Here is a 20,145-nt window from a genome sequence, read left to right on the forward strand (position 1 = left end):
CCATGACCATTCACACTACGCATAACAGTCAAACCCGCGTTGCTGAGTCGGGTAAGTTTAAAAAACAGCTGACCCTGACCGACCTCACCTTTATCGGCCTGGGCGCGATTTTCGGCTCGGGATGGTTATTCGCCGCCAGCCACGTCGCATCCATTGCCGGTCCGGCCGGGATCGCGTCGTGGGTGATCGGCGGCTTTGCGGTACTGCTGCTGGGGATTGTCTACTGTGAGCTGGGGGCGGCGCTGCCGCGCGCCGGCGGCATTATCCGCTACCCGGTCTTTTCCCACGGCGAGCTGATGGGCTATCTGCTGGGGTTCATCACCCTGATTGCCTTCTCCAGCCTGATCTCGATAGAAATCGTCGCCGCCCGGCAATACGCCGCGGCCTGGTTTCCGGCGCTGACCCAGCCGGGCTCCAGCTCGCCGACTCTGCTGGGGTGGGTAGTGCAGTTCCTGCTGCTCTGTTTCTTCTTTGCGCTGAATTACTACAGCGTCAAGACCTTCGCCCGCTCGAACAACTTCATCAGCGTGCTCAAGTTTCTGGTGCCGCTGCTGGTGGTGGTGACGCTGTTCGCCTTCTTTAAACCGGAGAACCTGCACGCGCAGGGCATTGCGCCGTTCGGTATGTCCGGGGTGGAAGCGGCGATCAGCGCCGGAGGAATTATCTTCGCCTATCTGGGACTGACGCCGATTATCTCGGTGGCCAGCGAAGTGCAAAAGCCGCAGCGGACTATCCCTATTGCGTTGATTTTATCAGTGGTGCTGTCAACGATTATCTACGTGCTGCTGCAGCTGGCGTTCCTTGGCAGTATACCCACCGAGATGCTGACCGGCGGTTGGGCCGAGGTGAGCAAACAGTTCTCGCTGCCGTATCGCGATATCGCCATTACCCTCGGCATGGGCTGGCTGGCCTTTATGGTCATTAGCGATGCGATCATCTCCCCGAGCGGCACCGGCAATATCTACATGAACGCGACGCCGCGGGTGATCTACGGCTGGGCGAAGGCGGGCACCTTTTTTAAAGCCTTTACCCATATCGATAAAGCGTCCGGTATTCCGCGCCCGGCGCTGTGGCTGACCTTCGGGCTGTCGATTTTCTGGACGCTGCCATTCCCCTCATGGGAACAGTTAATTAGCGTGGTGTCGGCTGCCCTGGTGCTGAGCTACGCCATCGCCCCGGTGACCGCCGCCGGGCTGCGCCGCAACGCCCCGGATCTGCCGAGGCCGTTCCGCGTGCGCGCCTTCGCCATCATCGGCCCGGTGTCGTTTATGGTCTCGGCGCTGATCGTCTACTGGTCCGGCTGGAATACGCTCTCGTGGCTGCTGGGGCTGCAGATCGTGATGTTTGTGGTGTACGTGATGTGCAAAGGCAAGGTGCCGGAACATACCGTGAGCCTGGCGCAGCAGGTGAAGTCTTCGCTGTGGCTGATCGCTTTTTATGCGTTGATTATCCTCTTTTCCTGGCTGGGCAGCTTCGGCGGGCTTAATGTGATTGGTCACCCCTGGGATACGGTGCTGGTGGCGGCAATGTCGCTGGGGATTTATTACTGGGGCGCGCGCAGCTGTCTGCCGCAGGCTAATTTTAGCGGAGACGAAGAAGAGTAAAGGAGAACAGTATGGAGTCGGTAACTCTATCGTTACCAGAAGCTTATGACCTGGCGCTGGCGGTGCTCAGCGCCAATGGATTCAGCGCCGACCACGCGGCGGCCATCGCCCGTAACGTGGCTGCCGGGGAGCGCGACGGCTGCGCTTCCCACGGCCTGTGGCGGCTGTTGGGCATTGTCGATACCTTACGTAAAGGTAAGGTATCGCCTGATGCCGAGCCGCAGATCCACGACCAGGCGCCGGCGATTGTGCGGGCGGATGCAGGGGGCGCCTTTTCGCTGCTGGCCTACGAGCGCGCGTTGCCGCTGCTGCTGGAGAAAGCGCGGCACAGCGGCATTGCGGCGCTGGCGATTAACCGCTGCGTCCATTTTTCCGCGCTGTTTGCCGATATTGAGCCGTTGACCGAGGCAGGGCTGGTGGGGCTAGCCTGTACGCCAAGCCACGCCTGGGTCGCCCCGGCGGGCGGCACCCGTCCGCTGTTCGGCACCAACCCTATCGCCTTTGGCTGGCCGCGGCGGGACAAGCCGCCGTTTATTGTTGATATGGCGACCAGCGCCGCGGCGCGCGGCGAGATCCAGTTGCATCAGCGCGCCGGCAAAGCGCTACCGGAAGGGTGGGGAATCGACAGCCAGGGGCAGCCGACCACCGATGCCACAGAGGTGCTGAACGGCGCGATGTTAACCTTCGGCGGCCATAAGGGCTCGGCGCTGGCGGCAATGGTTGAGCTGCTGGCCGGGCCGCTTATCGGCGATATGACCAGCGCCGAATCGCTGGCGTGGGATAACGGCGCGGGCGGTTTACCCTACGGCGGAGAGCTGATTCTGGCGCTGGATCCGCAGCGCTTTCTCGGCGAGCAGGCACAAGAGCAGCTCGCGCGCGCCGAAACCCTGTTCAGCGGGATGCAGGAGCAAGGGGCACGGTTACCGGGCGAGCGGCGGTTCGCCTGTCGCCAGCAGAGTGAGCAGCAGGGAGTGGCTATCAGCCGCGCCTTATATGATGAGATTTGCGCCTTGCGCCAGGGCGGGTAAGGCGCGGAGCGCCGCCACCCGGTACATCCCCCGGCTTGCGCTACGCTTAGCCGGGCTACCGAACGTCGCGGGTTGTGTAGCCCCCGGTGCATTCCCCGACTTGCGCTACGCTTAGCCGGGCTGCCGAACGTCGCGAGCTATGTAGCCCGGGTAAGGCGCGAAGCGCCGCCGCCCGGGATGCCTGTCAAAACAGCGTGTCGAGCTCGTCCAGCACGTTGTAGTCGTCATCGACCAGCAGCAACGTCTTCCACTTATCAAAGGTCAGACACGGGTGCGAGGTGCCGAACAGCAGAATATCGCCAACCTGCACATCGCTGCCCGGCGCCAGGCGCAGCATACAATGCTGATCCATGATGCCGGTGCTGACGATCGACTCCGCGCGCAGCGCTAACTCCTGGCCGTTACGATAATGGGCGATCGGCTGCGGCAGCCCGGCGTCGAAAGCGCAGTCGCGCTTGCCGAAATTTACTACCGCGCGATCCGCCTCCGGCACCGATTGCACCATCGCCATCAGCTCCAGCGCTGAAGTGAGATCGCCGGCGAGATCGCAGGCAATCGGATCGCGGGCGATCAGCGCTTGCTGAGCGAGATCGTAGATCCCACGATCGTGGGTGATATAACAGCCAGGGCGAATAACGATACGGCAGCGGCGCGGTTTTGCCGCCGCCAGCCAGATATTGCATACCACGTCATACCAGACGGTGCCCGCGCCGGTGAGAATAAATTCGCCGTCAACCAGCGGCTCCATGCGGCAGGCAAGCGCCGCGGCCTGTTGTAATAGCGCTTCCACCTGCGGTTGCGGATCGTCGCCGTGCAGCACCCCTTCATACAATTCCAGACCGCGTAGCCGTAGCCCCGGCAGGTCGCTGACCCGCTGTGCCAATGCCAGCGCGTCCTCCACGCTACGACAGCCGCAGCGCCCGCCCGGCACGCCAAGTTCAATCAGCACATCCAGCGTTTGTCCCTGGTCTGCGAAGAACGTGGAGAGGGCGCGGACGTTGACCTCGCTATCGACGCAGCAGATAAAATCCACCGTCCGATAGTGGGCTTTTAGCTGCGCGACCACCTGCATATTGGCTTTGCCGACCAGCTGATTGACCATCAGGACGCGTTGGATGCCGCAGGCCATCGCCGCGCTGGCCTGCCAGGCGCTGCCCACGCCGATCCCCCAGGCTCCCGCTCGCTGCTGCGCCTGAAATATCCATGGCGTCATTGTCGTTTTACCATGCGGCGCCAGCGATACGCCGCGAGCATCGGCGTAGCGCTGCATCCATGAAATATTTTTTTCCAGCGCCGACTTTTTTAGCAGCGCGGCAGGCAGACAGCCCTCTTCCGCCAGGAGATTAGCCGGCGCGGACATGAGTGCGGATTTGTGCGGAATGAGCGGTGCTGAATGGTATTTCATAACACTATCCTTTCGGGTTTTATAATCGGTGAGTTGCTGGGTATCAGTTATAACTATTTGATAATTATGTTTTTAATTAATTATTATTGTTTTTTTTGAATAAAAGTATCACAAAACGATCTGTTTTTTGCGTAGTTTTCCACTGTTTTTTGCACTTGTAAATGGTTAACTTGTCGGTATGTCGAAAGGGAGTAATTGCTATGAAAGTTGACTGGCTTTTCAAAAACGTCACGGTGATCGACGGGAGCGGCGGGCCGCAATACCGTGCCGATGTGGCGGTGAAGGGCGACCGAATAATGGCTATCGCTCCGGCGCTTGACGTCGCGGCGGAGCAGGAGATAGATGGTCAAGGGCGGGTACTGGCGCCTGGCTTTATCGATGTTCACACCCATGACGATATCAACGTCATCCGCATGCCGGAGTATCTGCCTAAGCTCAGCCAGGGGGTGACAACCGTGATCGTCGGCAACTGTGGGATCAGCGCGGCAACCGCCACCATGCGCGGCGAGGTGCCAGACCCGATGAATCTTCTCGGCGAACGACAGCACTTTATCTATCCCACCGTCGAAGCCTATGCCCATGCGGTAGAGGCCGCGCGACCCTCGCTTAACGTCGGGACGCTGATTGGGCACACCGCGCTGCGTAATAACCATATGGATGACCTGTTCCGCCCGGCGAGCGAGACGGAAATCGCCGGCATGCGCATACAGTTGCGCGATGCGCTGCGCCAGGGCGCATTAGGACTGAGTACGGGACTTGCCTACGCCAGCGCCTTTCAGTCGACCACCGAAGAAGTGATGGCGCTCGCTGAGGAGTTGACGGCAGAGGGGGGAATTTACACCACCCACCTGCGTTCGGAGTTCGAGCCGATTCTGGAGGCGCTCGACGAGGCGTTCCGCATTGGTCGCCACGGCAACGTGCCGGTGGTGGTCTCGCACCATAAGTGCGCCGGCGCGAAAAACTGGGGTCGCACGAAGGAGACGCTGGCTTTCTTCGATGAGATGCGCCAGCGCCAGGAGATCGCCTGTGACTGTTACCCCTATTCCGCCAGCTCGTCGACGCTTGATATGAAGCAGGTCACCGATGAGTTCGATATCGTCATCACCTGGTCGGAAGCACAGCCCGAGCAGGCCGGAAAAACGCTGCAGCAGATCGCCGATGAATGGCAGGTGAGCCTGCACGACGCCGCGGCGCGGCTGATGCCGGCAGGCGCTATTTATTACAACATGGACGAGCAGGACGTACGGCGGGTGCTGGGTTATCCGGTGACCATGATTGGCTCCGACGGGCTGCCGAACGACCCGATGCCGCATCCGCGGCTGTGGGGCGCGTTTCCGCGGGTCCTGGGCCACTACTGCCGCGATGAACGCCTGTTTCCGCTGACTACCGCGATCCACAAAATGACCGGGCTGTCGTCGGCGCGCTTCCAGCTGGCGGATCGTGGGCTGGTAAAAGTGGGCTACTACGCCGACCTGGTGCTGTTTGACCCGCAGACGGTGCGCGATGTCGCCAGTTTCTCCGACCCGAAACGTCCGGCGGACGGTATTGAGGCGGTGATGGTTAACGGCGTGATGAGCTACGGCAGCGACAAAAAGATTATCGGGCGCGCGGGGCGTTTCCTGCGCCGCCGAATGAACTGAGGAGTGAAAGATGAGTATTAAACGTTATGGCGTAGAGGGCGGTACCGGTACCGGCGGGCAGCACCTGCCGTTCGCGCGGGCGGTGGAAGCGGGAGGCTGGCTGTACGTCTCCGGCCAGACGCCGATGAAGGACGGGGAAGTGGTGGAAGGCGGGATTGTCGACCAGTCGCGTCTGGCGATTCAGAACTGCGTAGATATCATGACCGAAGCGGGCTACACCCTGGCCGACGTGGTGCATGTTAAAGTGATCCTTACCGATGCGCGCTATTTTCAGTCTTTCAATAAAGTCTTCCGTGAGTTCTTTGGCGACAACCCGCCTGCCCGCATCTGCTGCGTAGCGGACCTGGTGGTGGATTGTAAAGTCGAAGTGGATGTGACCTGTTATAACGCTTCTCGCGCATAAAAAGTTAGTAACCAGAAATATAAACAGTCATTTTGAGCGCTGAAATAATTCAGCGCTTCGTAGCCTTTTACCTTTACAAAATTAACTGGCAGGATGTGAATTATGAATAGTCATGTCTTTTTAGTCGGCTTTATTATTTACGCGTTGGCCATGATTTGGCTTGGCTGGTACGTGTCCCGTCATCAAAAAAGCGGTGAGGATTTTTTACTCGGCGGCCGTTCTTTGCCGCTGTTCCTGACGCTGGGATCCACCGTGGCGACCATGGTGGGAACCGGTTCAAGCATGGGCGCTGTCGGCTTCGGCTACAGCAATGGATGGGCCGGGATGCTCTACGGCGTGGGCGGCGCCATCGGTATTTTACTGGTGGCCTGGCTGTTTGCGCCGGTGCGAAAGCTGCGCTTTATGACTATGAGCGAAGAGCTTTCTTATTACACAGGAGGCAGCCATTTAATTAAAAACCTCGTCGGGATAATGATATTTATTGCCTCAATTGGCTGGCTAGGGGCACATATTCTTGGCGGGAGTATGTATTTAGCCTGGGCGACAGGAATTAATCTGACGGTGGCAAAAATTATTATTGCCATGGCGTTTGCGATTTACGTCATTATCGGCGGTTATTCTGCTGTGGTGTGGACGGACACCATTCAGGCATTAATTCTGTTTTTCGGTTTTATCCTGATGGCGATTCTGGCGGTGGTTCACGTCGGGGGATGGGATGCCATCGTTCAGGCGATGGATCCCAAGGCGATGAGCCTGTTTGCGGTCGATAAGTTGGGGACCATTCCGGCGCTATCGCTGGCGATGGTCATCGGCGTCGGCGTGCTGGCGACCCCTTCCTATCGCCAGCGTATTTACTCGGGAAAAGACGTCTCTTCGGTGCGGCGCTCGTTTGTCTATACCGGCGTGCTGTATCTGTTTTTCTCGGTGCTGCCGGCGATTATCGGCATGGCGGCCTGGACGATGAACCCCCATCTTGAGAACAGCAACTACGCCTTCCTGTTCGCCACCAGCTTCTTACCGGCGATCCTCGGGCTGGTGGTCCTGATTGCCGGACTTTCGGCCACCATGTCTTCGGCCAGCTCCGATGCGATAGCCGCCGTGGCCATCATGATGCGGGATGTCTATACCCTCGTTACCGGAAAAATGCCGCCGGCGCATAAGGCGATAACGCTCTCTCGCTGGATGCTGGCGTTCGTCATCGGCCTGGCGATGATCTTCGCCCTGACCTCGAACGATATCATCAGCTATATCACCAAAATGATCTCCATGCTGATGTCCGGGCTCTTCGTCTGTTCCATTCTTGGCCGCTTCTGGCTGCGCTTTAACTGGCAGGGCGCGCTCACCGCACTGCTGAGCGGCATGCTGGTGTCTATTGTGGTTCTGGTTAAGGCCGACTGGCTGGCTTACTGGGGCAATCCGTGCATTCCGTCGGTCGTTGGCAGCTTTGTTTCCGCTATTTTTGTCACCGTCATGACGCCAGCCAGCAAAATCAGCCGTCAGCAGGCGCTGGAAATGATTACCCAGGAGCGGGAAGGGGAGGCGATCCCGGCGAAGACGGCGGTGCAGGTCTCAGGAGAAGCACAATGAAGGATTATATTGCCGTCGACTGGGGCTCTACCCAGCTGCGCGGCTGGCTGATTCGCAACGGCCAGTGCGTCGAAACGAAGCAGCTGCCGCTGGGTATTACCCGCCTGAACGGACGATCGCCTGCCGATGTATTCGCGGAGCATTTGGCCCCCTGGCGCGGCGCACAGGCGCTGCCGGTGCTGATGGCCGGGATGATCGGCAGCGACGCGGGCTGGCAGGCGGTGCCGTATCTGGACTGTCCGGCGGCGATCGACGAGCCTTTGCGGCAGCTATGCGCCGTTGCTGAAGGCGTGTGGATTATTCCCGGCCTCAAGATTGAACAGGACGGGGATTTCAACGTGATGCGCGGCGAAGAGACGCAGCTGCTGGGGGCCTGCCAGCTGGCGCCGGCGGAGTGTTACGTGCTGCCGGGCACCCACTGCAAATGGGTACAGGTGGCGGGCGGCGCGGTGCGTTATTTTGCCACGGCGATGACCGGCGAACTGCATCATCTGCTGATGACGCAATCGCTTATCGGCAAAGGGCTGCCTGCCCAGCAGCCGGACGATGCGGTGTTTGAACGGGGGCTGGAAAAAGGGCTGGCGCAGCCGTCGCTGATTAGCGAACTGTTTGTCGCCAGGGCCGCCCGGGTGCTGGGAGGTCTGGCAGCGAGCTCGGTCAGCGATTACCTCTCCGGGCTGCTGATTGGCGCGGAGGTGGCGACCCTGGGGCAGCGTTTCCGTACTTCTGCCATCACGCTGGTTGGCGAACCGGCGCTGAATGCCCGCTACGGTCGGGCGATGAAGGCGCGCGGAATGACGGTTAACAGCTGCAGTGGCGATGAAGCATTGCTGGCTGGCATGGCGAGGATAATGCATGAACAAGATTAAGCTGGTGGCGATTTTACGCGGCATTCAACCCACTGAGGCGGAAGATCATATTGAGACGCTAATCAATGCAGGCTTTCGCTATATCGAAATCCCGCTCAATTCGCCAGACTGGCAGCAGAGTATTCCCCAGATGGTTGCGCGGTTTGGCGAGCAGGCGATGATAGGCGCGGGAACGGTACTGAGCGTGGAACAGGTCGATTTTCTCGCTGAGGCCGGGGCGAAGCTTATCGTGACGCCGAATACCCAGCCTGCGGTGATCCGTCAGGCAGTGGCGCACGGAATGCAGGTTTGTGCCGGATGCGCCACCGCGACTGAGGCGTTTAACGCGCTGGATGCCGGGGCGCAGTGGCTGAAGATATTTCCGTCTTCTGCTTTCGGTCCGGACTACATTCGGGCGTTGAAAGCGGTGCTGCCGTCGGAGGTGCCGGTGCTGGCGGTGGGCGGCGTGACGCCGGAAAATCTGGCAACCTGGATGCGGGCTGGGTGCGCCGGAGCCGGCCTGGGCAGCGATCTTTATCGCGCCGGACAGGCCGTGGAACGTACCCGCCTGCAGGCGGAGAGGTTTATCGCCGCTGCCGGTGGCTAGTCGCCAAGAGGCTGGCGATCGACGCCGCCGCGGTGGCTGTCGAGGGCCAGCTTAATACGCCGTAATTTGCCTTTTGCCTGAGTTTTGTTGGCCATCGCCAGTTCGGTGGCCAGCACATCGACCATCGCCAGCATCGCATAACGCGAAGTGCTGGGCTTGAAGATATAGTCGTTTTCGCGCACCAGCAGCGGCAGCACCAGATCCGCCTGCTCCGCCAGCGGCGTCCCGGCGGGGGTAATCGCAATGACCTTCGCGCCGTACTGGCTGGCAATCGCCGCGCTCTCGATGATCTCCTGGGTATAGCCGCCCAGAGACAGCACAATCACCACATCCTGCGGCGTCACCGCCGAGCTCATCATGCGTACCAGCAGACCATCGCTCTGGCTGACGACCGGAAGACCGAGACGAAACAGGCGATATTGAATCTCCTGAGCGCAGATAGTTGACCCGCCGCCCATTCCAAGGGCGAGGATCTGCCGCGCTTCACTCAACCAGCTCACCGCACGTTTCAACGCCTCGATATCCAGCGCCCGCCGATTGGTCTCCAGCACGCTGATGATTGACTCATAGATCCCCTGTACGCCTTCGAGGTCCGGAATATCGAGGATAAACCGTTGGCCGACCGCAAGGGATTGCGCAAGCTTCATCTTCAGCTCACGGACGTCTTTACAGCCGAGCGCCCGGGCAAAACGGGTGACCGACGCCTGGCTGGTCTGAGTCAGACGCGCTATCTCGGCGATGGGTAGCTCCGCCGCCGCCGCGACATCATCGAGAATAAACTGCGCGATGCGTTTTTCGGTCGCCGTGAGTTCCACAAAGCGATCGGTAATACAGGAAATAATATCGATTGACCAGGACATACGGGTAGCAACAGGTAAGTTTTGATTGGTACTTTGTACCATATATCGCCGCTAAATTCAGCGCTGGCGTCTACAACGCCAGGCGCATGGCGCAGCGCGTCTCCGGCGGCAGGCCGTGCCGGGTCTCCTGTTCTCTTTTCGCCGCCAGCCCGGCGGGCAGGGTCAGTTCATCGAGCATGGCGAATCCCAGACGGGTATAAAACGGCGCATTCCACGGCACGTCGCGGAAGGTGGTGAGGGTCACCGCCGGGTAAGCCATTTGCCGGGCGCCGTCGATAACCTGCTCCAGCAGCATCCGCCCGATGCCCTGATGCTGCCAGGCCTGGTGTACGGCGACTTCGACGATAAATAAGGCATCGTCGAGCGGTTCGGTCAGAATAAAACCCACCGGTTGCCCGGCGGCTTCCGCCAGCAGGCTATGCTCGGTTTCCAGATAATCATGATGACGCGCAACGCTAATCACCTCGCTGTCCGCCAGCCAGGCGAGAGCGGGGATCTGACGAAAAGCCTGAGCGGCGGAACGTTCAATGGCCGGCAGAAGGGCGATATCACTCTCCTCGGTCAGGCGTAATCCGGCGCCGGCAGTTATAGTGTTAGTTTTCATCACCTCAGCATAGCAGCCTTCGGGAGAAATGTATGGAGCTGACCGCCGTTCCCGCCACGCAGTTCAGCAGCGTGCAGTTAACGGATATTCTTAACGCCTGTTTTGCAGACTATCTGGTACCGGTGACCCAGTCGGTGGAGGGATTTGTTCAGCGCTTTAGCGCCGAGGGGATGAGCCTGATCGATTCCCGCGTCTGGCTGGCCGGAGATGAACCTGCGGCGATCGCGATCGTCGCGCGTCGGGGGAATATGGCTCGCCTGGCGGCCTTTGCCCTGCGTCCGGCCTGGCGCGGCAAAGGTCTTGCACGGAAATTGATGCAGGAGCTGCTGATGCTTCTGCAGCAGCAGGGGATCGAGACGGTTTCCCTGGAGGTGATCCGCGATAACCATGTGGCCGTCGCGCTGTATCAGTCGTTAGGCTTTACGCGGCGCCATGGGCTCTGCGGCTACCTGAGCGCAGAGCCTCAGGCTGCGGCGCCAGGCGTGTTACAGCCTTATCCCACCCTGGCGCTGCTTAGACGCGCCGTTGAGGAGAGTAACAGTCAGCTCCCCTGGCTGATGGATCCGCTTACCTTCGCCACCCTGCCATGCCGCGTCGTGACGCTGGAACAGCGCGCCTTCGCGGTACTGGGCACCTCGGGTTCACGGCCTGTACTGCAGTTTTTATGGGTTGAACCCGCCGCCCGTCGCCAGGGGCTGGCACGGGCGCTGCTGATGGCGCTGGCGCAGCAGTTCCCGGGTATCGGCACTTCGGTGACGGTCCCGGAAACCTTTACGCCGCTGTTTGCCGCGGCGGGATATTCACCGCTATCGCTGCAGCAGTATGAAATGACGATGGAGTTGACCGCAGCAAAGTTCGCTTAAGCGGGAGTGTGCGCTGGGCCGCAAAAAACAGCACGGGGCGCCGATAAGCCTCTCTTTTGCCGCATCATATCTCTTCGTAATGGCGACGAGGGGGATGTAATGCGTAAAACGGAACTGTTGGCTTTTTTGCAAAATCAGACCGATTTTTTCGATCCGGATAACCTGAACGAAGTGTTCACCGCCAGCTGGCTGGCTCAGCGTTTCGCGATGCAAAGAAATACCGCCAGCCATTATCTCAATCAGCTGGTCGCCCAGGACGTGCTGGTGAAGATCAACACCCGGCCGGTCTATTTTCTGCATAAAAAAGCCTTCTGCCAGCAGTTCTTCCCCCTTTCCCGCAGCGAGTACGCCAGCATGGCGGAGCTGCTCGCGGAGAGTGACCGCCAGCCGGAACAGGCGGACCATTTTTCGTTGCTGACTGGCCATGATGGCAGCCTGCGTAAACCGATTGAGCAGATGAAAACCGCGCTGTTTTATCCCAACGGCGGGCTACCGCTGCTGATCACCGGTGACAGCGGGACCGGTAAAAGCTATATGGCGGAGCTGATGCACGAGTTCGCGATCGCCCAAGGCCTGCTGGCGCCCGATGCGCCCTTCGTGAGCTTCAACTGCGCGCAGTATGCCAGTAATCCGGAGCTGCTGGCCGCCAACCTGTTCGGCTACGTCAAAGGCGCGTTTACCGGCGCGCAGAGCGATAAAGCCGGGGCGTTCGAGGCGGCAAACGGCGGGATGCTGTTTCTCGACGAGGTCCACCGCCTGGATGCTCAGGGGCAGGAGAAGCTGTTCACCTGGCTGGATCGCAAGGAGATCTACCGGGTGGGGGAGACCGCTCAAGGCCTGCCGATTTCGCTGCGGTTGGTGTTTGCCACCACCGAAGAGATTCACAGCACTTTTCTGACCACCTTTCTTCGTCGTATTCCGATCCTGGTCAGCTTGCCCGATCTTCAACACCGCAGCCGCGAGGAGAAGGAGGCGCTAACGCTGCAGTTTTTCTGGCAGGAGGCCCGGACGCTGGCCGCCCGGCTGCAGCTAACGCCGCGGCTTTTGCAGGTCCTGACGCAGTACGTTTATCGGGGCAACGTCGGCGAACTGAAGAATGTGGTGAAGTACGCCGTGGCATCAGCCTGGGCCAGGTCTCCGGGCAGCGAGATGCTGACCGTGACGCTGCACGATCTGCCGGAAACGATCATGGCGGCGACGCCGGCGCTCAGTGAAGCGATGGGCCAGCAGGAGCCGCTGCTAATCGAGCCGCAGACCAGCCTGGTCTGGTTGCTGCGGGCGCGCGACCCGGTTCAGGGGCTGATCTATGACGTTCAGTGTCGGATTTTGGCGCTGCATGAAGCGGTGCTGAATAAAAAAACGGTCTGGGAAGAGGCGCAAAGAAGCATGGGGGAGGAGATTGAAACCCTCTTCGATCGGCTGATCTTTGATAACCAGGATGCCAGTAGCTCGCAGATGTTGCTGCTGATCGCCCATCAGGTGCGGGAGGAGTATTATCGCCTGGAAAAACGCTTCAATATCCAGTTTAACGGTAACTGTCTTTACGCCCTGAGCCACTACCTGATCCATCGTTCCCGTCAGGCGCCGTCAACGATGAGCAATGAGAAAATCCGTCTGCTGGCGGATTTTCTGGCAAACAAATTCCCGCTGCTGTATCGCTTTTGCGAAGCGATCCTCGACGCGCTGGCGCTGAAGCTGGATATTGATCCCCAACGTATTGACCTGCTGTTGCTGGTGCTGTGGTTCCAGAAAAATGGCGCTATTAGCCAGCAGCAGGTGACCCGGGCGATTATTCTCGCTCACGGTTACGCCACCGCCAGCAGCATCGCCAGCGTGGCGAACCGCTTGCTGAAAAGCCCGCTGTTTGAGTCATTCGACATGCCGCTCGATGTGACGCCGGAGGCTATCGCTAATCAGGTGATGGCCTACATTGAGCGCCACGCGCTGGCGTCAGGGCTGATCATTTTGGTCGATATGGGATCCCTGAACGCAATTCACAGCCATTTTAATCGTCGTCTGAACACGCCGGTGGCGATTATTAACAATGTCTCCACCGGCATGGCGATGTACGTCGGGGAGCGGATTTTGCACGGCGATATGCTGGAAGATATCGTCCGCGAGATCGGCGATGATCTGGCGGTTGAGCACCAGCTCTATTACCCGCAGACCGATAAACCGCGGGCGATTTTGACCACCTGCGCCACCGGACTGGGCGCGGCGGCGAACCTGTCGGCGCTGTTAAAAGCCAGCATCCCTGAAGCGCTTGGCATTGATATTGTGGCCTGTGATGTGGAGACCCTTGCCGATCCCGCGCGGCGGGAGCCGATGCTCAGCCGCTACGAGGTGCTGGCGATCGTCGGCACCCTCGATCCGCATCTTGCCGATCTCCCGTGGATCTCGCTGGATTCGCTGATTTCCGGCGAAGGAAGTCGCCCGCTGATGCGTATCTTCGGCGAACTGGCGACGGCGGAGCAGGTTAGCGAGATCAACAACCTGATCCTGAAAAACTTCTCGCTGCGGCGAGTGATTGAGTCGGTGACGATCCTTGATACCGCGAAGGTGATCAACCAGGTTGAGCAGTTTTTGCTGCGCTATGAGCATCTGGCCGGGTACGAGGTGCCCAACGAACGTAAGGTAGCGCTGTATGTGCACATCAGCTGTCTGATAGAGCGGTTAATTCGCCACGCTTCCCCAACCCATTATTCGGGAAAGCAGTGTCCGGAGCGCGAGCTGGCTACGCTGCGCGAGGCCTTTAGTGTCATAGAGAGCGGATATAGTGTCAAAATTCCCGTTGTCGAGCTCTATTACATTCACGACATCCTGACGCGGGAAACGGAATTTATTCAGGAAGATCAAGAGTTTTAACGCTTCTCCCCCTTTTATCCTTACGTTAGCCGACGCGCCACTGTTTCTGGCACGTCGGTTGCAATTAAGAAAGCAGTGGAATGCGCTTTCGAGGTAAGGATGAAACGACACTATATTTTTGCCAGCCACGGCACCTTTGCTAACGGTTTGTTGAACTCTGTGGAGCTGATCCTCGGTAAACAGCCGGATATTCATACTCTGTGCGCCTATGTAGAAGAGGAGGTCGATCTGACGCAGCAGGTGGAGGCGCTGCTGGCGCGTTTCCCGGCGCAGGATGAGCTGATAGTGATTACGGATATTTTCGCCGGTAGCGTCAATAATGAGTTTGTGCGTTTTTTATCGCGCCCGCACTTTCATTTATTATCTGGGTTAAATCTACCGTTAATTATTGACCTGCTTATTTCTGCAGCGGAAGAGAATACCGAAAAATTAATTTCTGAAGCATTAATCAACGCCAAAGAGAGCATTCAGTACTGCAATCAGAGTATTGCCGGGGCGATGACTATGGATAAAGACTTCTGAAATGAGGATGCATGATGATTACGTTATTAAGGGTTGACCATCGATTACTTCACGGCCAGGTAGCCTTTTCCTGGACCCAATATGTCGGTGCCGATTGTATTTTAATCGCCAACGACAGTGTCCCTGAGGATGAACTTCGGAAAACCACCATTAAGCTTGCTAAACCACCCTCGGTAAAGCTGGTGATTAAAAATATAAATGATTCTATTGAAGCGATAACAAGTGGGGTTACCGATAAATATAATTTATTTATTGTTGTGGAATCGGTCAATGACGCCTGGCGTATTGCCAGCGCCGTTGAGGAAATAAAAAGTATTAATCTCGGTGGGATTAAGGCCAAAGAGGGCAGTAAAAATATTTCTAAGGCGATTAATTTACTGCCGGAGGAAATAGAGCAGTTGCAACAACTGGTGGGCAAAGGCGTCGAGGTGGAAATTCGCCAGGTCCCGAACGATCGCAAACAGCTTTTTACGGAATGCGTGTAATTCCGGAGGACAGATTATGGTAGAGGCTCTCTTACTGGGTCTGGTGGCGTTTATCGCGCAATCGGAATATGCCTTAGGGACGTCGCTGATTTCCCGGCCTATCGTCACCGGGCTGCTGACCGGTCTGGTGCTGGGGGATGTGCAGACCGGCGTCATCATGGGCGCGACGCTAGAGCTGGCGTTTATCGGCTCGTTCTCCGTTGGCGCCTCGATCCCGCCCGACGTGGTGACCGGCGGTATTCTCGGCGTGGCGTTCGCTATCACCTCCGGCGCGGGCACGGAAACGGCGCTGTTGCTCGGCCTGCCTATCGCCACCCTGACCCTGATCCTGAAAAACGTTTATCTGGGGATGTTCATTCCGTTGCTCAGCCAGAAAGCGGACGGCTATGCGGAACGGGCGGATACGCGCGGCATTGAGCGGATGCATTTGATCGCCGGATTCGGCCTGTCGCTAATGCTTGCCACGGTGGTGACCGTCTCATTCCTGGTGGGCAGCAACGCGGTGAAATCTCTGCTCGATGCGATCCCGGAATTTATCAAACACGGGCTTAGCGTAGCCACCGGGATCATTCCGGCTCTCGGCTTCGCGATGCTCGCCAGGTTGCTGATTAACAAGAAAGTGGCGCCGTACTTTTTCCTCGGCTTTGTATTGATGGCCTATTTGAAAATCCCGGTGACCGGTATCGCCATTCTCGGCGCCATCGTGGCGGTGGTGATGGTTAACGTCACCGCATTGAGCGCACCTCGTACCACGACAGAACAAGGAGTCAGCGATGACGACGAAGATGATTTCTGAAGAGACCCTGCAGCCGCAGGAGCAGGAAGAAACGCGAATTACGCCGCGTGATTTACGCCGGGTGTTCTGGCGCTCCTTCCAGATGGAGTTCTCGTGGAACTATGAGCGACAGATGAATCTTGCCTTTGTTTACGCGCTGATCCCGGTGCTGAAGAAGCTCTATCCGCGCAAAGAGGAGCTGGCCGGGGCGTTGAAACGCCATCTGGTGTTCTTCAATACCACGCCGCATATCGTCACCCTGCTGCTGGGGATCACGACGGCGATGGAGGAGAAAAATAGCCAGCAGAAAAATATGGATGCCAATGCGATTGATAACGTCAAAGCTTCGCTGATGGGGCCGCTGGCCGGGCTGGGAGATTCCTTTTTCTGGGGGACGCTGCGCCTGATCGCCACCGGTATCGGCACCAGCCTGGCGCTGAAGGGCAATATTCTCGGGCCAATCCTGTTTCTGCTGGTATTTAACGTGCCGCACATTCTGGCGCGCTGGTGTTTTACCCGCTGGGGCTACGTGCTGGGCACCGGCGTCCTGCAGCGGATCCAGAAGAGCGGAATGATGGAGAGCCTGACCTACGGGGCATCGATTATCGGCCTGATGGTGGTCGGGGCGATGACCGCCTCAATGATCGATATCACCATCCCTGTCTCCTTCGGGGCCGGGGAAGCCAAAACCCAGGTGCAGGACATCATCAACGACATTCTGCCCTGCATGCTGCCGCTGGTGAGTTTCGGCATCGTCTACTGGCTGCTTGGGCGCAAGGTTAAACCGCTCTCTATTATCGGCGGAATGGCGCTGGTGGGCATTCTGGGTTCGTGGATCGGATTGTTTTAACGGGAGTGAGCTATGCAACCAACAATGATGACCTATATCAGCGAAGAGCCGGCCTGTCTGGCGCAGATCCTGCGCGACTACCGGCAAAAGCTGGCGGCGATTGAGACCTTTGCCCGCCAGCACCCGGTACGCCGAATTTTGCTGCTGGCGACCGGATCGTCGCTGAACGCTGCGTTGTGCGCGTGCTATTTCTTTGAACAACGCTTCGGCGTGCTGGTTGACATTAAAGAGCCGTACAACTTTACCCATTACGAAGCTATCGACCCGCATACCGATCTGGTGGTGGCGATTTCACAGAGCGGAAAAAGCGCGTCGACGCTGGAGGCGATGCGTAAGGTACAGTCCTCAGGACTGCCGGTATTTGCCCTGACCTCCGACCCGCAAAGCCCGACCGGGCGCGCCTGCGATGGCGTGCTGGATATCAATACCGGGATCGAGAGCGTAGGGTTTGTCACCCGCGGCTTTAGCGCGACGGTGCTCAATTTGCTGCTGATAGCGCTGATGATTGCCCGCAGCCAGGGGAAAGCCAGCGAAGCCGAGGAGCAGCACTATCTTGCCGAATTCCAGCGACTGGCGGCGGCGATCCCGGAGGTCATCGCCCGCACTTCGCGCTTTATCGACCGGCATAGCGAAACGCTGCGGCGCGGCGAGCGCTTTGTCGCCACCGGCTATGGCGCGCTGGTTGGCGTGGCGAAAGAGTTCGAAACCAAATTTACCGAGACGGTGCGGGTACCTTCCAGCGGCTTTGAGCTGGAAGCCTATATGCACGGCCCCTATCTGGAAGCCAATGCCCGCCATGTGATGCTGTTTATGGAAGACTCGCCGGACGCGCGAACCCGGGCGCTGCGCGACTATATGGCGCCGTCCATTGCCCAGGCCTTTACGCTGACGCTGGGCGACGAAGAGGATGAACAAACGCTGGCGCTTAACTGCCCGTGCGAGCATCACCTGGCGCCGCTGCTGCTGATTGTCCCAGTGCAGATGCTCGCCTGGCATACCGCCGGGCTAAAAGGCATCGATCTGGCGATACGTATTTTCGACGATTTTGACCGCGTCTTAAAAAGTAAAATCTGATTATTCAGGAGAAAACTATGTTGGGTTTTAATCAGGACGAGTACCTGACCAGTGCTCGCGAGATCATCGCTGCGCGTAAACAGGCGGAAACCGTGGCCGACGCTATTTATGACAGCGGCTGCAGCGCGTTATTTTTCGCCTCGGTAGGCGGTTCCCTGGCCCCGATGATGGCTATTAATGAGTTTGCCAAAGAATTAACCAGCGTACCGGTTTATCTTGAGCAGGCGGCGGAATTAATCCATCGCGGGCATAAAAAATTAAATAAAGAGGCGGTTGTCGTCACGCTCTCTAAATCCGGCGATACCAAAGAGTCGGTGGCCATTGCCGAATGGTGCAAGGCGCAGGGGATACGCGTTGTAGCCATTACCCGTCATGCCGATTCGCCATTGGCTGCCGCCGCCAGCTGGCATATTCCGATGTGCCACAAAAATGGCGTGGAATATGAATATATGCTGCTGTACTGGTTATTCTTTCGGGTCATTTATCGTCACGGCGAGTTTGCTGAATATGCGCGTTTTGCCAGCCAGCTCGAGTTGCTGCCGGAAAATCTTCTGCAGGCCAAACGCCAGTTCGATCCGCAGGCGGACAGCATTGCCGCGCAATACCATGACAGCGACTATATGATGTGGATTGGCGGCGCGGAAATGTGGGGTGAGGTCTACCTGTTCTCGATGTGTATTCTCGAAGAGATGCAGTGGAAGCGGACGAAGTCGGTAAGCTCGGCTGAATTTTTCCACGGCACCCTGGAGCTGCTGGAAAAAGAGGTCCCGTTGTTTCTGGTGAAGGGCGAGGGGAAATGCCGGGCGCTGGACGAGCGCGTCGAACGCTTTGCCGAAAAGATAACTGACCATCTGGTGGTGATCGACCCACGCGACTATCCGCTGAACGGCATTGATGATGCGTTCCGCTGGATTATGGCGCCGTGCGTGGTGTCCACTCTGCTGGTGGACCGGCTGGCGGCCCACTTTGAGCACCATACCGGCCACGACCTGAATATCCGCCGTTATTACCGGCAGTTTGATTACTAAATCTTGCCCATGGCGGCCAGTCAGACTGGCCGCTCCGCTATTCTCCGAGGCGCTTCCCAGAAAATCATCGTCAAATCCAGCCGGGTAAAAACCGGTGGTAGAGTCCGGCTTTCCTTCTCTTTCAGGCAAGCGGATGGCCATGAAAAAACGGATGACCTCAACGCCGCATGATGCGGTCTTTAAACGATTTCTTCGCCACCCGGAGACAGCGAATGATTTCCTCATGCTCTATCTTCCCGAAGCGATCCGCCAGCGGTGCGATTTCGCTACCCTGAGGCTGCAATCGGCGAGTTTTATCGATGAGGATCTGCGCGCCTGGTATTCGGACGTGCTGTGGTCGGTGCGGACCACCTGCGGGGCGGGATATATTTACGTGGTGATAGAGCATCAGAGCTCGCCGGACAACCATATGGCTTTTCGTCTGATGCGCTATGCGATTGCCGCGATGCAGCGACACCTCGACGCCGGGCACAAAACGCTGCCGCTGGTGGTGCCGATGCTGTTTTATCACGGCGCAACCAGTCCGTATCCTTTTTCCCTCAACTGGCTGGATGAATTTGCCGACCCGCAGCTGGCGAAGAGGCTGTACGGCAGTCAGTTTCCATTGATCGACGTCACGGTCATGCCGGACGATGAAATTGTGCAGCATCGGCGGGTCGCCCTGCTGGAGCTGATGCAAAAGCATATTCGCCAGCGCGATCTCAGCGACATAACGGAGTCGTTGGCGGCCGTGGTGATGCTGGGATACACTAGCCCCCGGCAGTTGAGAATGCTGTTTCACTATATGCTGCAGTACGGTAACACGGCCGAGCCGGGCGTGTTTCTCCGCCGGCTGGCCCGCCGTCTGCCACAGTATGAGGAGACATTGATGTCTATCGCGCAAAAGCTTAAGCAGGAAGGTCGACAGGAAGGTCGGCATGAGGGCCGACAGGAAGGGCGCCTTGAGGGCTTACAGGAAGGGAGCCGGCGTGAGGCGCTGCGCATTGCCGGCAGCATGTTACAGAATGGCCTCGACAAAGAGACGGTACAGAAGATTACCGGACTGTCGGCTGACGAGCTCAAGCCGCTGTATTGCTAACACCCCGCCACCCAAACCG

The 20,145-nt window shown here is 58.3% G+C and carries 20 protein-coding genes; 16 read left to right on the forward strand and 4 right to left on the reverse strand.

Annotated elements, in window-relative coordinates:
• Positions 1-2 precede the first annotated feature (2 nt).
• Both ABLU73_RS19655 and ABLU73_RS19660 read left to right on the forward strand, forming a co-directional pair.
• Positions 3-1,604 carry an APC family permease gene (locus ABLU73_RS19655; RefSeq protein WP_048294127.1) on the forward strand — a complete coding sequence of 534 codons (1,602 nt, stop codon included), beginning with the start codon at positions 3-5 and terminating at the stop codon, positions 1,602-1,604.
• 11 nt (positions 1,605-1,615) lie between these two features.
• Positions 1,616-2,632: an Ldh family oxidoreductase gene (locus tag ABLU73_RS19660; RefSeq protein ID WP_080841743.1), complete on the forward strand. Its 1,017-nt coding sequence runs from the start codon at positions 1,616-1,618 to the stop codon at positions 2,630-2,632.
• Positions 2,633-2,816: 184 nt separating this feature from the next.
• Here ABLU73_RS19660 and ABLU73_RS19665 read toward each other — a convergent pair whose 3' ends face one another.
• Together ABLU73_RS19665 and ABLU73_RS19670 are read right to left on the reverse strand one after the other, a co-directional pair.
• On the reverse strand, positions 2,817-4,037 hold the full coding sequence (locus ABLU73_RS19665) for an amino acid deaminase (protein ID WP_048294128.1): 1,221 nt from the start codon (positions 4,035-4,037) through the stop codon (positions 2,817-2,819).
• A 76-nt stretch (positions 4,038-4,113) separates the two neighbouring features.
• On the reverse strand, positions 4,114-4,260 hold the full coding sequence (locus ABLU73_RS19670) for a hypothetical protein (protein WP_048294129.1): 147 nt from the start codon (positions 4,258-4,260) through the stop codon (positions 4,114-4,116).
• On the opposite strand from ABLU73_RS19670, the gene ABLU73_RS19675 reads away from it, so the two are divergent.
• The 5 genes from ABLU73_RS19675 to ABLU73_RS19695 all read left to right on the forward strand — a co-directional run bounded on the left by ABLU73_RS19675 (position 4,238) and on the right by ABLU73_RS19695 (position 9,122).
• Complete coding sequence (locus tag ABLU73_RS19675; RefSeq protein ID WP_048294130.1) at positions 4,238-5,677, forward strand: D-aminoacylase; 1,440 nt, start codon at positions 4,238-4,240, stop codon at positions 5,675-5,677. The two genes, ABLU73_RS19670 and ABLU73_RS19675, sit on opposite strands and share 23 nt — an antisense overlap.
• Positions 5,678-5,687: 10 nt before the next feature.
• Positions 5,688-6,080, forward strand: coding sequence for a RidA family protein (locus tag ABLU73_RS19680; RefSeq protein WP_004204205.1), 393 nt, complete (start codon positions 5,688-5,690; stop codon positions 6,078-6,080).
• Positions 6,081-6,182: 102 nt separating this feature from the next.
• The gene (locus ABLU73_RS19685; protein WP_032455507.1) at positions 6,183-7,667 is read left to right on the forward strand and encodes a sodium:solute symporter family protein; all 1,485 of its coding nucleotides are present in this window, start codon (positions 6,183-6,185) and stop codon (positions 7,665-7,667) included.
• Positions 7,664-8,536, forward strand: coding sequence for a 2-dehydro-3-deoxygalactonokinase (locus tag ABLU73_RS19690; RefSeq protein ID WP_004886425.1), 873 nt, complete (start codon positions 7,664-7,666; stop codon positions 8,534-8,536). Before ABLU73_RS19685 ends, ABLU73_RS19690 begins: the two co-directional genes overlap by 4 nt.
• Positions 8,523-9,122 (forward strand): 2-dehydro-3-deoxy-6-phosphogalactonate aldolase, encoded by a 600-nt coding sequence (locus ABLU73_RS19695; protein ID WP_048294131.1) that lies wholly within the window; start codon positions 8,523-8,525, stop codon positions 9,120-9,122. Before ABLU73_RS19690 ends, ABLU73_RS19695 begins: the two co-directional genes overlap by 14 nt.
• Here the strand turns inward: ABLU73_RS19695 and ABLU73_RS19700 are convergent.
• Both ABLU73_RS19700 and ABLU73_RS19705 read right to left on the reverse strand, forming a co-directional pair.
• The gene (locus tag ABLU73_RS19700) at positions 9,119-9,982 is read right to left on the reverse strand and encodes a MurR/RpiR family transcriptional regulator (protein WP_048294132.1); all 864 of its coding nucleotides are present in this window, start codon (positions 9,980-9,982) and stop codon (positions 9,119-9,121) included. The two genes, ABLU73_RS19695 and ABLU73_RS19700, sit on opposite strands and share 4 nt — an antisense overlap.
• Positions 9,983-10,052: 70 nt before the next feature.
• Positions 10,053-10,586: a GNAT family N-acetyltransferase gene (locus tag ABLU73_RS19705; protein WP_108450696.1), complete on the reverse strand. Its 534-nt coding sequence runs from the start codon at positions 10,584-10,586 to the stop codon at positions 10,053-10,055.
• Between the two features lie 32 nt (positions 10,587-10,618).
• Here ABLU73_RS19705 and ABLU73_RS19710 point away from each other — a divergent pair, with 32 nt between their 5' ends.
• The 9 genes from ABLU73_RS19710 (at position 10,619) to ABLU73_RS19750 (ending at position 20,126) form a co-directional block, all read left to right on the forward strand.
• Positions 10,619-11,449 carry a GNAT family N-acetyltransferase gene (locus tag ABLU73_RS19710; RefSeq protein WP_160125064.1) on the forward strand — a complete coding sequence of 277 codons (831 nt, stop codon included), beginning with the start codon at positions 10,619-10,621 and terminating at the stop codon, positions 11,447-11,449.
• Positions 11,450-11,548: 99 nt separating this feature from the next.
• Complete coding sequence (locus ABLU73_RS19715) at positions 11,549-14,314, forward strand: sigma 54-interacting transcriptional regulator (protein ID WP_348850388.1); 2,766 nt, start codon at positions 11,549-11,551, stop codon at positions 14,312-14,314.
• A 99-nt stretch (positions 14,315-14,413) separates the two neighbouring features.
• Positions 14,414-14,836, forward strand: a complete 423-nt coding sequence (locus ABLU73_RS19720) for a PTS sugar transporter subunit IIA (protein ID WP_004886440.1) — start codon at positions 14,414-14,416, stop codon at positions 14,834-14,836.
• A gap of 14 nt (positions 14,837-14,850) precedes the next feature.
• Positions 14,851-15,321 carry a PTS sugar transporter subunit IIB gene (locus ABLU73_RS19725; RefSeq protein WP_004886443.1) on the forward strand — a complete coding sequence of 157 codons (471 nt, stop codon included), beginning with the start codon at positions 14,851-14,853 and terminating at the stop codon, positions 15,319-15,321.
• Between the two features lie 16 nt (positions 15,322-15,337).
• A complete protein-coding gene (locus tag ABLU73_RS19730; protein ID WP_048294134.1) occupies positions 15,338-16,117 on the forward strand; it encodes a PTS mannose/fructose/sorbose/N-acetylgalactosamine transporter subunit IIC in 780 nt (259 codons plus the stop codon).
• Positions 16,095-16,946 carry a PTS system mannose/fructose/sorbose family transporter subunit IID gene (locus ABLU73_RS19735; RefSeq protein WP_023319679.1) on the forward strand — a complete coding sequence of 284 codons (852 nt, stop codon included), beginning with the start codon at positions 16,095-16,097 and terminating at the stop codon, positions 16,944-16,946. The genes ABLU73_RS19730 and ABLU73_RS19735 overlap by 23 nt, the downstream gene beginning before the upstream one ends.
• Before the next feature lie 12 nt (positions 16,947-16,958).
• Positions 16,959-18,020 carry an SIS domain-containing protein gene (locus tag ABLU73_RS19740; RefSeq protein WP_048294135.1) on the forward strand — a complete coding sequence of 354 codons (1,062 nt, stop codon included), beginning with the start codon at positions 16,959-16,961 and terminating at the stop codon, positions 18,018-18,020.
• 17 nt (positions 18,021-18,037) lie between these two features.
• Entirely contained in the window at positions 18,038-19,048 is a 1,011-nt protein-coding gene (locus ABLU73_RS19745; protein WP_048294136.1) for an SIS domain-containing protein, read from the forward strand.
• A gap of 133 nt (positions 19,049-19,181) precedes the next feature.
• Positions 19,182-20,126 carry an Rpn family recombination-promoting nuclease/putative transposase gene (locus tag ABLU73_RS19750; RefSeq protein WP_074384302.1) on the forward strand — a complete coding sequence of 315 codons (945 nt, stop codon included), beginning with the start codon at positions 19,182-19,184 and terminating at the stop codon, positions 20,124-20,126.
• Positions 20,127-20,145 lie beyond the last annotated feature (19 nt).

The sequence above is a fragment of the Klebsiella sp. GG_Kp175 genome, from assembly GCF_040062325.1.
Lineage (GTDB): Bacteria > Pseudomonadota > Gammaproteobacteria > Enterobacterales > Enterobacteriaceae > Klebsiella > Klebsiella quasipneumoniae.